15 protein-coding genes are annotated in these 13,844 nt (G+C 68.8%); 7 read left to right on the top strand and 8 right to left on the bottom strand.

From position 1 onward, the window contains the following. Positions 1-275 precede the first annotated feature (275 nt). The 3 genes from ABZ382_RS29955 to ABZ382_RS29965 all read right to left on the bottom strand — a co-directional run bounded on the left by ABZ382_RS29955 (position 276) and on the right by ABZ382_RS29965 (position 2,056). Positions 276-593 (bottom strand): DUF3817 domain-containing protein, encoded by a 318-nt coding sequence (locus ABZ382_RS29955; protein WP_357096047.1) that lies wholly within the window; start codon positions 591-593, stop codon positions 276-278. A gap of 86 nt (positions 594-679) precedes the next feature. Further along, positions 680-1,138 carry a transcriptional regulator gene (locus ABZ382_RS29960; RefSeq protein ID WP_357095791.1) on the bottom strand — a complete coding sequence of 153 codons (459 nt, stop codon included), beginning with the start codon at positions 1,136-1,138 and terminating at the stop codon, positions 680-682. 42 nt (positions 1,139-1,180) lie between these two features. Then, positions 1,181-2,056 carry an oxidoreductase gene (locus tag ABZ382_RS29965; RefSeq protein WP_357095794.1) on the bottom strand — a complete coding sequence of 292 codons (876 nt, stop codon included), beginning with the start codon at positions 2,054-2,056 and terminating at the stop codon, positions 1,181-1,183. Positions 2,057-2,276: 220 nt separating this feature from the next. Between ABZ382_RS29965 and ABZ382_RS29970 the strand changes: the two genes are divergently transcribed. Further along, positions 2,277-4,268, top strand: a complete 1,992-nt coding sequence (locus ABZ382_RS29970; RefSeq protein WP_357096050.1) for an MDR family MFS transporter — start codon at positions 2,277-2,279, stop codon at positions 4,266-4,268. 5 nt (positions 4,269-4,273) lie between these two features. Here ABZ382_RS29970 and ABZ382_RS29975 read toward each other — a convergent pair whose 3' ends face one another. The 3 genes from ABZ382_RS29975 to ABZ382_RS29985 all read right to left on the bottom strand — a co-directional run bounded on the left by ABZ382_RS29975 (position 4,274) and on the right by ABZ382_RS29985 (position 7,189). After that, positions 4,274-5,479 (bottom strand): NAD(P)/FAD-dependent oxidoreductase, encoded by a 1,206-nt coding sequence (locus tag ABZ382_RS29975; protein WP_357095796.1) that lies wholly within the window; start codon positions 5,477-5,479, stop codon positions 4,274-4,276. A 185-nt stretch (positions 5,480-5,664) separates the two neighbouring features. Next, the gene (locus ABZ382_RS29980) at positions 5,665-6,333 is read right to left on the bottom strand and encodes a PadR family transcriptional regulator (RefSeq protein WP_357095799.1); all 669 of its coding nucleotides are present in this window, start codon (positions 6,331-6,333) and stop codon (positions 5,665-5,667) included. A gap of 58 nt (positions 6,334-6,391) precedes the next feature. Beyond that, positions 6,392-7,189 (bottom strand): helix-turn-helix transcriptional regulator, encoded by a 798-nt coding sequence (locus ABZ382_RS29985; RefSeq protein WP_357095802.1) that lies wholly within the window; start codon positions 7,187-7,189, stop codon positions 6,392-6,394. Between the two features lie 154 nt (positions 7,190-7,343). Here ABZ382_RS29985 and ABZ382_RS29990 point away from each other — a divergent pair, with 154 nt between their 5' ends. The 3 genes from ABZ382_RS29990 to ABZ382_RS30000 all read left to right on the top strand — a co-directional run bounded on the left by ABZ382_RS29990 (position 7,344) and on the right by ABZ382_RS30000 (position 9,545). Then, entirely contained in the window at positions 7,344-8,366 is a 1,023-nt protein-coding gene (locus ABZ382_RS29990; protein WP_357095805.1) for an NAD(P)-dependent alcohol dehydrogenase, read from the top strand. A gap of 154 nt (positions 8,367-8,520) precedes the next feature. After that, on the top strand, positions 8,521-9,084 hold the full coding sequence (locus ABZ382_RS29995; protein ID WP_357095808.1) for a hypothetical protein: 564 nt from the start codon (positions 8,521-8,523) through the stop codon (positions 9,082-9,084). A 32-nt stretch (positions 9,085-9,116) separates the two neighbouring features. Further along, positions 9,117-9,545, top strand: a complete 429-nt coding sequence (locus ABZ382_RS30000; RefSeq protein WP_357095811.1) for a hypothetical protein — start codon at positions 9,117-9,119, stop codon at positions 9,543-9,545. A gap of 17 nt (positions 9,546-9,562) precedes the next feature. Here the strand turns inward: ABZ382_RS30000 and ABZ382_RS30005 are convergent, their stop codons facing one another. Then, a complete protein-coding gene (locus ABZ382_RS30005) occupies positions 9,563-10,294 on the bottom strand; it encodes a VIT family protein (protein ID WP_357096053.1) in 732 nt (243 codons plus the stop codon). 115 nt (positions 10,295-10,409) lie between these two features. Here ABZ382_RS30005 and ABZ382_RS30010 point away from each other — a divergent pair, with 115 nt between their 5' ends. Beyond that, complete coding sequence (locus ABZ382_RS30010) at positions 10,410-11,498, top strand: calcium:proton antiporter (RefSeq protein ID WP_357095814.1); 1,089 nt, start codon at positions 10,410-10,412, stop codon at positions 11,496-11,498. Positions 11,499-11,525: 27 nt separating this feature from the next. Here the strand turns inward: ABZ382_RS30010 and ABZ382_RS30015 are convergent, their stop codons facing one another. Further along, positions 11,526-11,741 carry a nuclear transport factor 2 family protein gene (locus tag ABZ382_RS30015; RefSeq protein WP_357095817.1) on the bottom strand — a complete coding sequence of 72 codons (216 nt, stop codon included), beginning with the start codon at positions 11,739-11,741 and terminating at the stop codon, positions 11,526-11,528. Positions 11,742-12,141: 400 nt separating this feature from the next. Here ABZ382_RS30015 and ABZ382_RS30020 point away from each other — a divergent pair, with 400 nt between their 5' ends. Beyond that, entirely contained in the window at positions 12,142-12,978 is an 837-nt protein-coding gene (locus ABZ382_RS30020; RefSeq protein WP_357095820.1) for an ABC transporter permease, read from the top strand. Beyond that, positions 12,975-13,841: an ABC transporter permease gene (locus tag ABZ382_RS30025; protein WP_357096056.1), complete on the top strand. Its 867-nt coding sequence runs from the start codon at positions 12,975-12,977 to the stop codon at positions 13,839-13,841. Before ABZ382_RS30020 ends, ABZ382_RS30025 begins: the two co-directional genes overlap by 4 nt. Positions 13,842-13,844: the final 3 nt, after the last annotated feature.

The raw sequence follows: 13,844 nt of genomic DNA on the forward strand, positions 1-13,844 counted from the left end.
CAACCGACATGCGCCCGTGCCGGCGGTCAGGTGCCGAAACCATCACGGGCGTACCCGGCGAGTTACCCCAATCGGCACGAAATCAGTTGACATGTCTCCGAACCCCTTCTCACTGTTCACGTGTCACTCGATCGGGACATGGCAACTGATTTCGTGCCGATTGGGGTAACTCGCCGGGTACGCCCGTGATGGTTTCGGCACCTGACCGCCGGCACGGGCGCATGTCGGTTGACGGCTCTCAGCCGCCCGCTGAAGGCGCGGAGAGGCGGGGGAGGTCAGAGGCCGAAAGCTGCCTTCACCTCTCGGGTGCGGTTGTGCTCGAAGACGAAGGACAGGAAGGGAATCGTGCCCGCCAGGCAGGTCAGGAAGGTGGTCATGGGCTGCCACCGCGCCTTGATGCCCAGGTCGATGGTGAAGACCAGGTACAGCATGTAGAACAGCCCGTGCACCTGGCCGATGTAGAACAGCCAGTGCGGGGCGGTGCTGCTGTCGTCGAGGAGCAGGTACTTGTAGACCATCTCGCCGCACAGCACCAGCAGCCAGACGCCGGTGATGTAGGCGAGCACGCGGTAGCGGGTCAGCGCGCCGCGGATCTTCTCGGGCGCGGCCGAACCGAGCGGGCGGGCCGGCGCGGTGGTCTCGGTGGCGACGGGGGACGGCGCGGAATTGTCGCTGGCGCTCAACCGGCGCTCCTCTCGGTGTGCTGCAGTCCCGCGTCACGGACCTGGTCGTCCATATCGCGGGCGTGCAGGTCGGCCAGATACCTGTTGTATTCGGCGAGCTCTGGGTCCTCGTCCCGGGCGGCCTGGGGGCGCTCCGGCAGCAGGCCCGCGGGAATCTCACGCGGTGCGGCCGGTGTCGGGCGACGGGGGCGGGCGGTGGCCTCGGTGCCGGGCTCGACGGGCGGGGTCTCTTCCTCCCCGGCTTCCTTCTCGAGCCGCACGAAGCGGACATAAGCCCAGATCACGAATCCGGCGAAGAGCGGCCACTGCAGCGCGTAGCCGAGATTCTGATAGGTGCCGCCGCCCGATTCGAACCGGGTCCACTGCCAGTAGCCCAGACCCAGGCATGCCGTGAACGCCACGACCACGAACACGATCAGGGCCGGGCGGCGTTGGGGAGCGGACACGCACTCCACGGTACCTGCCTACTACGGGTCCCGTAGTAGGCAGGTTGCCGATCAGAACTTGAATGTGACCCCGGTCAAACGCTCGGATTCCTCCCACAGCCGGCGCAGTAGTTCCGGATCCCGGGAGATCTTGCTGGACGGCGAGGCCTCGACCGGGCCCTGGCTGCCGAAGAAGCGGGTCGGACCCCAGTAGGTGTTCGGGTCGGCGTCGGTCTCGGTGGCCGCGAACAGCGAGGAGTAGGCCGCGTGGAACGGCGACTGGCCGACGATCCGGATGAACGGCTTGGAGACCTTGTCCAGCAGGGTTTCGGTGTGGGCGAACAGGTCGGTGGCCGAGACGCCCGGGTGCACGGCGTAGGAGCGCTTGGCCGAGCCCGCCGCGGCGAGTCGCTGCTGCAGTTCCCGCGCGAACATCAGGTTGGACAGCTTGGCCTGCGCGTAGGCGAGGTTGCGCTGGTAGCGGCGGTGCTCGTAGTTGAGGTCGTCGATCCACAGCTTGGGGGTCTGCTTGTGGGCGATCGAGGCCAGCGTGACCACCCGGTCGCCGATCTTGTCGAGCAGCAGCCCGGTCAGCGCGAAGTGGCCGAGATGGTTCACGCCCCACTGGGTCTCGAAGCCGTCCTGGGTCCGCGAGAACGGGATGTTCATCAGGCCCGCGTTATTGATCAGGACGTCGAATTCGCCGGTGCTCTCGGCGAACTGCCGGACCGAGTCCAGGCTGGCCAGGTCCAGGCTCGCCACCCGCACGTCGCCCTCGATGCGGTCGGCGACCTGCTGGGCCTTGGCGGCATTGCGGCAGGCCATGATCACGGTCGCGCCCTTGCCCGCGAGCACCTTGGTGGTCTGCTCGCCGAGGCCGCCGTTGGCGCCGGTGATGACGACCGTGCGCCCGGTCTGGTCGGGGATATCGCTGGGCTTCCATGCCATGGCTGTTGACCTCGCAGGTTCGGCGTTCGCAGTGCGGCTCCGCACTCGGATGTCCCGACCTTACTGCAGAGTAAGTTCCAGCGGTAGGCCGAACTCGCCCATTGTCTCCCGCAATGCCCGGTTTGCCGTGTCGTTGCCGCATCTTCGCTGGTGAGCGCAACATACTGGGCCGATGACCGGTGCCAGCGTCACCGCCGCCAAGCCCGTCCCGCCGCCGCCGATGAGCCGGGGCCGAAGGAATGTCGTCTTCGGAACCGTCGCGCTCGGCATGCTCATGGCCGCGCTGGACTCCACCATCGTCTCCACCGCGCTGCCCACCATCGTGGCGGATCTCGGCGGGGCCGGGCACATGGCCTGGGTGGTCACCTCCTACCTGGTGGCCGAGGCCATCGCCACCGCCTTGTCCGGCAAGTTCGGTGACCTGTTCGGCCGCAAACTGGTCTTCCAGATCAGTGGGGCCGTGTTCATCGTCGGCTCGATGATCGCCGGGCTCGCGCACGGCATGACGCTGCTCATCGTGGCTCGCGCCATCCAGGGCCTGGGCGCGGGCGGGCTCATGGTCACCTCCATGGCGCTCATCGCCGACGTCATCCCGCTGCGCGAACGCGGCAAGTATCAGGGCGCGCTGGGCGCGATCTTCGGCATCACCACCGTGCTCGGGCCGACCCTGGGCGGACTGTTCACCGACCACCTCAGCTGGCGCTGGTGCTTCTACGTCAATGTCCCGATCGCCGTCGTCATGATCGCCGCCGCTGCCCGCACCATCCCCATGACCCGGGCCGTCGTCAAGCCGATCGTGGACTACCTCGGCATCGCGCTCGTCGCCATCGGCGTCACCTGCCTGATCCTCGGATTGGAGTGGGGCGGACAGGAATACGCGTGGAGCTCGCCCACCATCCTCGGACTGTTCATGGGCGCCGCGGCGGCGTTGGCGACCTTCGTGGCCGCGGAGTTCCGGGCCCGCGAACCCATGCTGCCCATGCACCTGTTCCGCAGCAATGTGTTCACCGTGTGCTCGATCCTGAGCTTCATCGTCGGCTTCGCGCTGCTCGGGGCCATGACCTACCTGCCCGCGTATCTGCAATACGTGGAAGGCGTGTCGGCCACCGCGTCCGGGCTGCGCACGCTGCCGCTCGTGGTCGGCTTGTTCTTCACCTCCATCCTGTCGGGCAATATCGTCGGGAAGACGGGGCACTACAAGGCTTTTCCGATCATCGGGTGCGCGGTGATGGCGGTGGGCCTCTACCTCATGTCGACCATGGGTCCGGGCACCAGCACCTGGTTGATGTCGCTGTACATGCTGATCCTGGGCCTGGGCGTCGGTCTGGCCATGCAGGTGCTGACCATCGCCGTGCAGAACAGCGTCCCGTACTCGGATCTGGGGACCGCCACCTCCGGGGTCACCTTCTTCCGGACCATCGGCAGCGCGTTCGGAACCACCGTGTTCGGCACCCTGTACTCCAATCAGCTGCGGCCGAATCTGGAAGCGGCGCTGATCGAATCGCGGGTGCCGCCGCAGGTCGCGCAGAGTCCGGCGCTGCTGCGGGAGCTGCCGCCACAGCAGGCCGCGCCGATCATCCACGCCTACGCCGACTCCATCGACTTCGTCTTCCGCTGGGTGGTGCCGGTGGCGGTGCTCGGCTTCGTCGTGGCGTGGTTCCTGAAGCAGGTCACGCTGCGGGACAGCGCTCGCGCGGAGGCCACCGATGTGGGGGAGCAGTTCTCGATGCCGGACTCGGGCGACCGGCTGGTGCAGCTGGAGCGGTGTGTGGCGGGAGTGCTGCGCAAGCTGCGGGAGAACACGGTGCCGGATCCGGGAATCCTGGCGGCGGCGGGCAGTTCGCTCGGGCGGGACGAGGCATGGGCGTTGGGTCAGGTGCGCATGTACAACCGGTTGCGCGGCGCCGCCACCCTCGAGGACATCGCCCGAACCCATTGGATCCCCGCGGAATTGATCGATCCGGTGTACGTGAAGGCGGAACGGGAGGGGTTGTTGCGCCGCGACGGCGGCGAACTCGCCCTCACCGCCAAGGGTGAGCAGGAGGTCGATCGGGTGCGGGGCGCGTGGAAGCGCTGGCTCGAAAGTCAGCTCACCGATTGGGATTCCACCGATCCGGCGGATCGGGCGCTGCTGGACCAGGCGATCGACAATATCGCCACCAAACTGCTGGACGAGGCCGACCGGCCCGACGTGCTGCCGGTCGGCCACTAGTCCGATCAGGCGTTGACGGTGGCGGGCCGCACGGTGGCGTCCCAGTCGATCCGGAACCGCTGCTCGCCGCCGAGCATCTTCTCCGGATTCATCCGCTTGAACATGATCGGCATCATCAACTGCATGGCCATCCGGGCGACCGGCCCGGCCGCCTTGGTCTGGTTCATCCGCGCCACCCGGGCCGCGACCCCCTCCACCCGCGGCCGCCGCAGCGCCTCGTAGGTGGCGAAAGCCATTGCCGGGTCGTCGATGTCGCGCAGGCAGCGAGCCAGCTCGATGCCGCTCTCGATGGCCAGGGACGCCCCCTGTCCGGAGGTGTTGCTGGGCGCGTGGATGGCGTCGCCGGTGAGCGCCATCCGCCCGCGGTGCCAGTGCGGCACCGACGGCATGATCTGCAGCGCGCCGATCACCTGGAGCTGGGCGGCGGTGGTGGCCTCGGCCAGCTGCCGGCCGGGCAGGTCATCGGCGTAGGTCTCGCGCAGGGTGCGCAGCCACTGGTCGGTGGATACCGCGCGGGCCTCGGTGAGCGAGTAGTACTGCTCGGCAGGGAGATTCGCGCCCCACGCGACCCGGCCGTCGGGCATGGCCCAGTACAGGTAGTAGGCCCGCTTCCCGAAGGCGAAGGTCATGGTCTCCGGCTCCAGGTCGAGGGGTGCGTCGGTGTACGCGCCGAAGCCGAGCATGCGCAGGTAGGTGGGTCCGGGCGCGTTCGGGTCGACCAGGGTGCGCACGGTGGAGCGGATGCCGTCCGCGCCGATCAGCACATCCGCGGTCGCGCTGCTGCCGTCGGCGAAGATCGCGGTGACGCCGCCCGCGTGCTCCTCCACCTCGACCAGCCGCTTGTCGTATTCGAAGCGCACCCCGGCCGCGACGGCGGTGTCGTGCAGGATCTCGTGCAGGTCGGAGCGGTCGACCACGCGCAGCGGCTCGATGTCGGCCAGTCCGGGCAGCGCGAACTGCTTGCTGTTGACCGACATCGTGGAGCGGCTGACGGGTACGGCCTTGGCGCGCACCGGATCTCCGGCCCCGACCAGATCGAGGGCGGCGACGCCATTGGGCGCGAGGGCGAGATTGGCGCCGATCCCGTAGGCGGGGCCCGGGTAGGCCTCGAAGACGGTGGCGTCGATACCGGCCCGGCGCAGGGCGGTGGCGGTGACGGGGCCGGAGATGCCGCCGCCGATGATGATCGCGGAACGAGTGGATGTGGACATGGGTCTCTCCCGAGAAGTGTTCGAAGGCTTGCCGAAAACCCCGAACCGTCCCGCGCGTGGAGAACCCAGTTATCCTGTAGTTGCCAAACTCGGTGCCGGGTTCGCCTGCACGGACGCGGTTCGAGACGGTGTGTTCCGGGCTTCGGTGGCGGTGTTGCAGCACCCTCGCCGGGGCCCGGTTCCGTTCATGAGTCGTGCTGAGTGTGCGGTGTGTTCGCGCCCCCTTCCGCGGCCAGCTCTGCCAGGTCGGGGGGTACGACGCCGTTGCGATGCCAGGCCCGCCAGCCCTCGGTGTCCGGGAAACTGCCGTCGGCGAGCGCGTCGCGCAGGCCGCGGGCCCAGTCGGCCTCGGCCGCCAGCATGGTCAGTTCGTAGTCTTCTTCGACCAGGAACAGGCGCGGCAGTGAGCCTTCCAGGGCGGCCAGTTGGGCGCGGGTTTCGGCGATGATGCTGTCCAGCTTGGTGATTCGCCGGGTGAGCAGGTCGACGACCTCGTCCGGGGGCAGCACCGAGAGCACGGAGAGTCCGGCCATGAAGCGGCGCTTCTCGGGTTCCGGTTCGGCGATGAGTTCGCGGGTCCAGTCCAGCAGTTCGGCGCGGCCCGCGTCGGTGATGCGGTAGATGGTGCGTTCGGGGCGCGCGCCGTCGCGTTCGCTGCCGGTGATCTCCAGGAAACCGTGTTTGGTGAGGTTGTCCACGACGGTATAGAGCGAGCCCCATTTGATGCCCATGTCGTTGTCCTTGCCCCAGGCCCGCAACCTCGCGGCGATCTCGTACCGGTGCATGGGCTGGAGCACGACGGCGGACAGCACCGCCAGACCCATCAGATTGGCGACCTTGCGCTTGCGGGCCATGCGGCACCTCCTTACTCGTCTACGAATATACGTCTACGAGTAATGAGGTCGCAAGCACTTACTCCGCGGCGAAGCGCGCCCGCAGCAGATCGGAGGTGGCCTGGTCGGCGGGCAGGAACGCCTCCAGGTGCAGCTCCGACAGGGTGATGTCGGTGGCCGTCGCGAACGAGGTGAGGGTGGTGATGAGCCGCAGCTCACCGGCGTCGGAGCGGAGTCGCAGCGGCACCGCGAAACCCAGGTGCCCGGGCCCGGGATCCACCGGCGGCAGATAGCCCTCGAGCTCCGCGATGAGCGCGTCCAGCGCCGGATCGGGGCTGCGGCCCGCCCGATTGCGCAGGCTGTCGGTGATGTGGCGGCCCCACTCGGGCAGGTTCACCACCCGCCGCGCCAGCCCGTCCGGATGCAGGGCCAGGCGCAGCACATTGACGGGCGACTCCAGCAGCTCCGGCGCGCAGCCCTCGGTCAGCAGCTCGAAGGCCGGATTCGCCGCCACCAGCACCCCGAAGGGGCGCGTCACCACCGCCGGATACGGCAGGTGTCCCTGCAGGATGGTGTCGAGCGCGTGCCGGACCGCGCCGAGTTCCGGTGCGTCCAAGGAGGATTCGGGAAACACCGGGGCGTACCCGGCCGCCAGCAGCATCGCGTTGCGTTCGCGCAGGGACAGTCCGAGCACCTCGGCCAGCCGCACCACCATGGTCCGCCCGGGATGCGAGCGGCCCTGTTCCAGGAAGCTCAGATACCGCTGGCTGGTCTCGGCCGCGATGGCGAGATCGAGCTGGCTGAGCCGTCGCCGGGTGCGCCAGCCGCGCAATTCCTGGGCGAAGGGTGTCGTCGTCGCCACGGCCATGGTCGTCATACCTCCACTGTGCGGACGGGGATGCGGTCACGCGATTCCCTCCAGGGAATGACGTGGGCGGCCATCCGATCATTCCCTGGAGGGAATCGCGTGGATTCGCCGGACCGCACAGACTCGCTTCTCGACAACCGGACTCGAACCCACGGAGCAGACCATGAACGGCATTGCCTACCAACTGGAATCGCAGCGCGGCCTCGCCGGGCTGACCACCCGAGCGCAGGAGATTCCGGTGCCGGGCCCGCGCCAGGTCGTGGTGCGGGTGCGCGCCACCGCGCTCAACCGCCGCGACATCATGCTGCTGGAGGGCAGCTATGTGCTGCCCGCCCGTCCCGGCGTCGTGCCGCTGGTCGACGGCGTCGGCGACGTGATCGCGAAGGGCGATCGGGTGACCCGAGCCGCGATCGGCGACCGGGTGGCCGGCACCTACTTCGTCTCCTGGATCGACGGCCCGCAGTTGCAGGCGGCGTCCGCCCAGCAGTACGGCGCGAATCACGACGGGTGGCTCGCCACCTACGTACTGCTGGAGGAGGATTCGGTGGTCCATGTGCCCGCGCATCTCACCGATGCCGAGGCCGCGTCGCTGACCTGCGCGGGGCTCGTCGCCTGGGCCGCGCTGACCAAGCCGATCCCGGCGGGACCGGGGGAGACCGTGCTGACCACCGGCACCGGCACGGTGGCGCTGGCGGCGGTGCAGCACGCCAAAATGCTGGGGGCGCGGGTCATTTCGATCACGTCCTCGGCCGAGAAGGCGGAGCGGTTGCGGAAGCTGGGCGCCGACGAGGTGATCGACCGGGTCCAGGTGCCGGATTGGGAGCGGGCGGTGCTCGAGCTCACCGGCGGCGAGGGCGTCCAGCACGCGGTGGAGGCCGTCGGCATGCCCACGCTGCCGAAATCCGTTGCCTCCGCGGCGTACAACGCGCAGGTGACATTGATCGGGGCGTTTTCGCCGGCGCCGGGACAGCCGCAGCCGCCCAGCCTGTTCGGGGGCAAGTTCGTGTCGATCCGCCGCATCGCGGTCGGCAGCCGGGCGGATTTCGAGGCGATGAATGCCGCGCTGGCCGAGCACGAGGTCCGGCCGGTGATCGATCGGGTGTACCCGTTCGAGGAGTCGGTCGAGGCGTACCGCTACTTCATGGAGGGTGACCCGTTCGGCAAGGTGGTGATCACCATGGAGTGACCGCTATCTGTTGGCAACCAGTTGGAAAAGATATCCACCTGGAACGATTTCCTTATCAAGTGGAAGGTTCTGCAATTCGGCAAATCTGTGTAGCGTGCTTGAAGGAGTGGCTTTTCGGATCTGCGGCTAACGCTTCGACCGAAGGAGTTCCCCGGTGACGGTGGGTGCGGTGCACGAGAGACCCGAGGCGGCGGACGAAGCGTCCGCCGAGGGCACCCCGGGTCTGAGCGCACCGGGGGCGATGTCGCCGAAGATGCTCGCCGGACTCGTGGTGCTGTCGCTGAGCATGGTGATCGCGCTGATCGGTGGCGCCCTGCGGGAGGGCTGGAACAGCCGCGGCGGGCCCGAAGCCCCGGCCGGCCCGGCGCCCAGCACCTCGCAGCAGCCGGTCGACGCCACCACCTCACGGGTCCCGGCCCCCGCCTCGGCTCCGCCGCCCGGACCCGCCCCGGCCCCCGGTCCCGCCGCACCGCCGCCTCCGCCGCCCGCCCCGGTAGCGCAGAATCCCGCTCCCGCACCGCAAACCGAGCATTACGTCCCGCCGCCGCCCCCGGTCGAGGTCGCGCCCGAGCCGGCGCCCGTGCCCGCCCCGGCTCCGGCGCCAGCGCCGGAACCCGTGCCCGCCCCGGCGCCGCCGCCTCCGCCGCCCGCGCTGCCCGACATTCTCGCCCCGATCCTGCCGTTCCTGGTGCCCCCGCCCCCACCGCCCGCTCCCTAGCCGCGCGACGCGGAATCCGAAGGAGGACAGCCATGCTCGGAACCGCCGACGACATCCGGCGTGACACCGGTGATCTCGATCCGCGTCGCCTGGGGCAGGTCCTGCTCGCGGCCGTGCTGATGGCGGCGGGCATCGGGGTGGGCGTGCTGATCACGTCCTCGGCCGAGGGTCCGGTCGCCGACACCTCGGTGGTGAATGTGCCGCGGCTGCGCCACGATCCGCACGCTCCGGCGCAGCGTCCGCCGAATATCGCTCCGGCGGGCCAGGTTCCGCCCGCACCGTCCCAGCCGGCCCGATCCCAGGCCCCGAATCCCCCTGTGTCCGCCCCGCTCCCGACCCCGGTCTGGGCCCGGCCGACCACGCTGCGCCCCGCGCCGCCGCGTCCGGTGGACGTCCCCGTGGTGATAGAGCCCGGCGCGGCCCCGGTCGAACCGCCGGCGCCGCCGCCCGTGGCGGAATAGCCGTAGGGCCGAACGCGTCAGATTCCGGCGACGCCCGCGAGCTGGCCGATGCCGTAGGTGACGGCCATGGCGATCGCGCCGCCGAGCACCACGCGCAGCACCGCGCGGCGCGGGTTGGCGCCGCCCATCCGGGCACTGACCGATCCGGTGATGGCCAGCGCCACCAGCACCGCGGCGAAACAGACGGGGATGCGCCACTGGACCGGCGGCACCAGGATGGCGATCAGCGGCAGCAGCGCGCCGATGGTGAAGGAGACGGCCGAGGACAGCGCGGCGTGCCACGGGTTGGTGAGATCGTGGGGGTTCAAACCCAATTCGGCCTCGGCGTGGGCGGCGAAGGCGTCGTGCGCGGTGAGCTCCGCGGCCACCTGGCGCGCGGTTTCCTCGCTCAGGCCCTTGGCCCGGTAGATGCCGGTGAGTTCGGTCAGTTCGTACTCGGGTTCCTCGGCCAGTTCGCGCTTCTCCTTGGACAGCAGGGCGCGTTCGGTGTCGCGCTGGGTGCTGACCGAGACGTATTCGCCGACCGCCATGGAGATCGCGCCCGCGGCGAGTCCGGCGATGCCCGCGGTGAGAATGGCGTCGGAGTCGGTGGAGGCGGCCGCGACGCCGACCACCAGACCGGCGGTCGAGACGATGCCGTCATTGGCGCCGAGCACGCCCGCGCGCAGCCAGTTGAGTTTGGCCGAGAGACTGGTGTCGTGCGGCTCGTGCGGGTGCGGTGCCGTGGTGCCGGTGGTTTCGGCTCCGATGTCGTCCACCTGATCAGCGTAATTCACAGTTCACGACTCATGCGGGAGCGTGATCGGGCGAGGCATCGCTCCCACTTCCGGGGGAAGCGGACGGTTTGCTGGAACGATGGGGGCCATGGTGGGTTTCTGCAAGCGGTATTGGTCGGTCATCCTTCCGCTGGCGGCGGCACTGGTATTGACGGTGACATGGGGCCGGGAACTGAACTCGACGGTGGCGGTTCTGGTCGGGATCTGGCTGATCGGCGCGGTGCTGTCGTCGGTGCATCACGCGGAGACGGTGGCGCACCGGGTGGGGGAGCCGTTCGGGTCGCTGATCCTGGCGGTGGCGGTGACCATCATCGAGGTCGGCCTGATCGTCACGCTCATGGTGTCCAGCGGCGAGAAGTCCGCCTCGCTGGCCCGCGACACCGTCTTCGCCGCCGTAATGATCACGTGCAATGGCATTTTCGGGCTGTCCCTGCTGGTGGGAGCGTTGCGGCGGCGGGTGGCCGTCTTCAATGCCGAGGGCACGGGCGGGGCGCTGGCCACGGTCGCGACGCTGGCCACGCTGAGTCTGGTGCTGCCGACCTTCACCACCAGTGAGCCGGGTCCGGTTTTCTCGGCCTCGCAGCTGATCTTCGCCGCGGTGGCGTCGCTGGTGCTCTACGGGGTCTTCGTGATGGTGCAGACGGTCCGGCATCCGGACGACTTCCTGCCCGTCGAGGGTTCGTCCGCGGGGGCCGAGGACGAGCACGAGGAGCGGCCGACCCGTCGGGAGTCGCTGCGCAGCCTGGGTTTGCTGCTGGTTGCCCTGATCGGAGTGGTCGGTTTGGCGAAGGTGGAGTCGCCCAATATCGAATACGGGATCGCGGCCGTCGGGCTGCCGCCGTCCGCGGTCGGTGTGGTGATCGCGATGCTGGTCCTGCTGCCCGAGACCATCGCGGCCGTGCGGACCGCGCGCCGGGACCGGGTGCAGATCTCGCTGAATCTGGCGCTGGGTTCGGCCATGGCCAGCATCGGCCTGACCATCCCCGCCATCGCGCTGGCCTCGATCTGGATCTCGGGTCCGCTCATGCTCGGCCTGGGCGCGACCCAGATGGTGCTGCTGGCCCTGACCGTGGTGGTCGGCGCGCTGACCGTGGTGCCCGGTCGCGCGACGCTGCTCCAGGGCTGTGTGCACCTGGTGTTGTTCTCCGCCTTCGTCTTTCTCGCGGTCAGCCCGTAGCCGGGGGCGCGAGATCCGGAGCCGGGGTCACGAGGTCCAGCGGTAGATCTGGCCGTCGCGTAGTTCGACGGATGTCGCCGGTGCGGTGGCGTGGTGCCGGGACAGCAGCGCCATCACCCGGGTGCGCCCGCGCGTGGTGACCCCGTCCTCGGTCCAGTGCACGTAGGGGTGCACCAGTTTCGCGAATTCCGCCCAGTCGCCGGCCTCGATCGTGCGCAGGACCGCCGACACCGTGTTGTCCACACGCGACAGTGAACACGCAGTGTCCGGGTTGCGCGCGGGTTCGCCGGGAAGTCGAGGGTTGCTGAGAGATCACTCGATTCGGCTGCGGGTATGGCCGAGGGGCTCGAACCGGGTTGTCCGCACGGATTTTGGTCAGGTGTCCAGGATCATGGTTATAGCGGATCGGCTCTGATAACACGTTCTAGATTCCCAGGTCACGTGGGCCTTTGTCTCGCTGACCGGGATCAACAACCTCGGTACCCATCGGTAACTCAGAGGCTCCGGTCACACTCTGGTCCGATTTGTTGTAACTCCGGGTAACCATTAGCTTTGATGGCAGGCAGTGTTGCCGATCACGGAGAAGAAATTTGAAGCTCGTCACCCTGCGTCGGTTCCGGCGTCTCGAAGAAGTAGTCCCCCGATGACCCGGGCCGTCCAGAGCCGGTCGGCCGTGCGCATCGTGCGGGACAACTTCTCCAGCACCTCGGTGGCGTCGCTGCGCACCTTCGGCCGCGCGGTCGGCATCGCCGAGGAGGCCGTGGTCGGGACCTTCACCGATATCGCGCGTCGCCAGTTCCAGTGGAAAGAGGCGATCCTGCAGGCGTGGCGGCTGATCACGGTCACCGCGATTCCGGCCATCCTCATCGCGATTCCGTTCGGCGTCATCGTCTCGGTCCAGGTGGGCAATCTGATCCATACCCTGGGCGCGGACTCGCTGCTGGGCGCGACCGGCGGCCTGGGCGTCATCAAGCAGGGCGCACCGCTGGCCACCGGCTTCCTGCTGGGCGGCGCGGGCGCGGCGGCGCTGGCCGCGGATCTGGGCGCGCGCACCATCCGTGAGGAGATCGACGCGCTGAACACCATGGGCATCAGCCCGATTCACCGCCTGGTGATCCCGCGGCTGGTGGCGATGGTCTTCGTGGCGCCGCTGCTGAATGTGCTCATCATCTTCGTCGGCGTGCTCGCCGGGTACGGCGTCGCCATCGGCGGGCAGGGCGTCACGCCCGGCTCGTACTGGTCCACCTTCGGGTCCTTCACCACCACCGCCGATGTGTGGGTGTCGCTGTTGAAGGCCGTCATCTTCGGTTTCCTCGTGGTGATCATCGCCTGCCAGCGCGGGCTCGAGGCGAAGGGCGGCCCGCGGGGTGTCGCCGACGCCGTGAACGCCGCGGTGGTGTTGTCGGTGGTGTCGATCGTGACGGTGAACCTGGTCGCCACGCAGATCACCGATCTGTTCCTGCCCACCAGGCTGGCCTGATGTCGGCTACCTACGTGCCCAAGGGGCTGGGCCCGTTCGCGCGCGCCTATCGCAAGCGGGGCCTGATCTTGCGCCGGGTGGAGAACCTGGGTTTCACGCTGGCCTTCGTCTGGCAGGTGCTGTCGTCGATTCCGTTGACGCTGAAGCGGTATCGCGCGGAGACCATGCGCGCCATCAGTGATATGACCTGGGGCCGCGGCTCGGTCATCGTGGGCGGCGGCACGGTTCCGATGATGATCGTGCTCGGTCTGGTCATGGGCGCGTCGGTGGCGGTGGAGTCCTTCACCACCCTCGACATGCTGGGCATGGGCCCGGTGTCGGGTCTGGTGTCGGCCTACGCCACCACGCGTGAGCTGGCCCCGATCGTGGCGGCCATCGGTTTCGCCGCGCAGGCGGGCTGCCGCATGACCGCGGAGATCGGTTCGATGCGCATCTCCGAGGAGATCGACGCCATCGAATCCCTCGGTCTGCGTTCGGTTCCCTTCGTGGTGACCACCCGCGTGCTGGCGGGCGCGGTGGCCATCGTGCCGACCTTCCTGATCGCGCTGATCCTGTCCTACGCGGCCTGCCGCGGGCTGATCACGCTGGTGCACGGGGCCTCGGCCGGTGTGTACGACCACTATTTCTTCCAGTTCGTCTCCGGCTTCGACGTGATCGCGGCGGTGGTGAAGGTGGCCGTGTTCGCGGTGGTGGTGATCCTGATCCATTGCTACTTCGGCTTCTTCGCGACCGGTGGTCCGGAGGGCGTGGGCATCGCCTCGGGTAAGGCGGTCCGCGCGTCGTCGGTGGCCATCGTGGCCATGGACATGGTGATGTCGCTGGCCCTGTGGGGCTTCAACTCGGCGATTACGTTCACGGGGTAGGGG

Source organism: Nocardia sp. NPDC005825 (assembly GCF_040630175.1).
Classification (GTDB): Bacteria; Actinomycetota; Actinomycetes; order Mycobacteriales; family Mycobacteriaceae; genus Nocardia.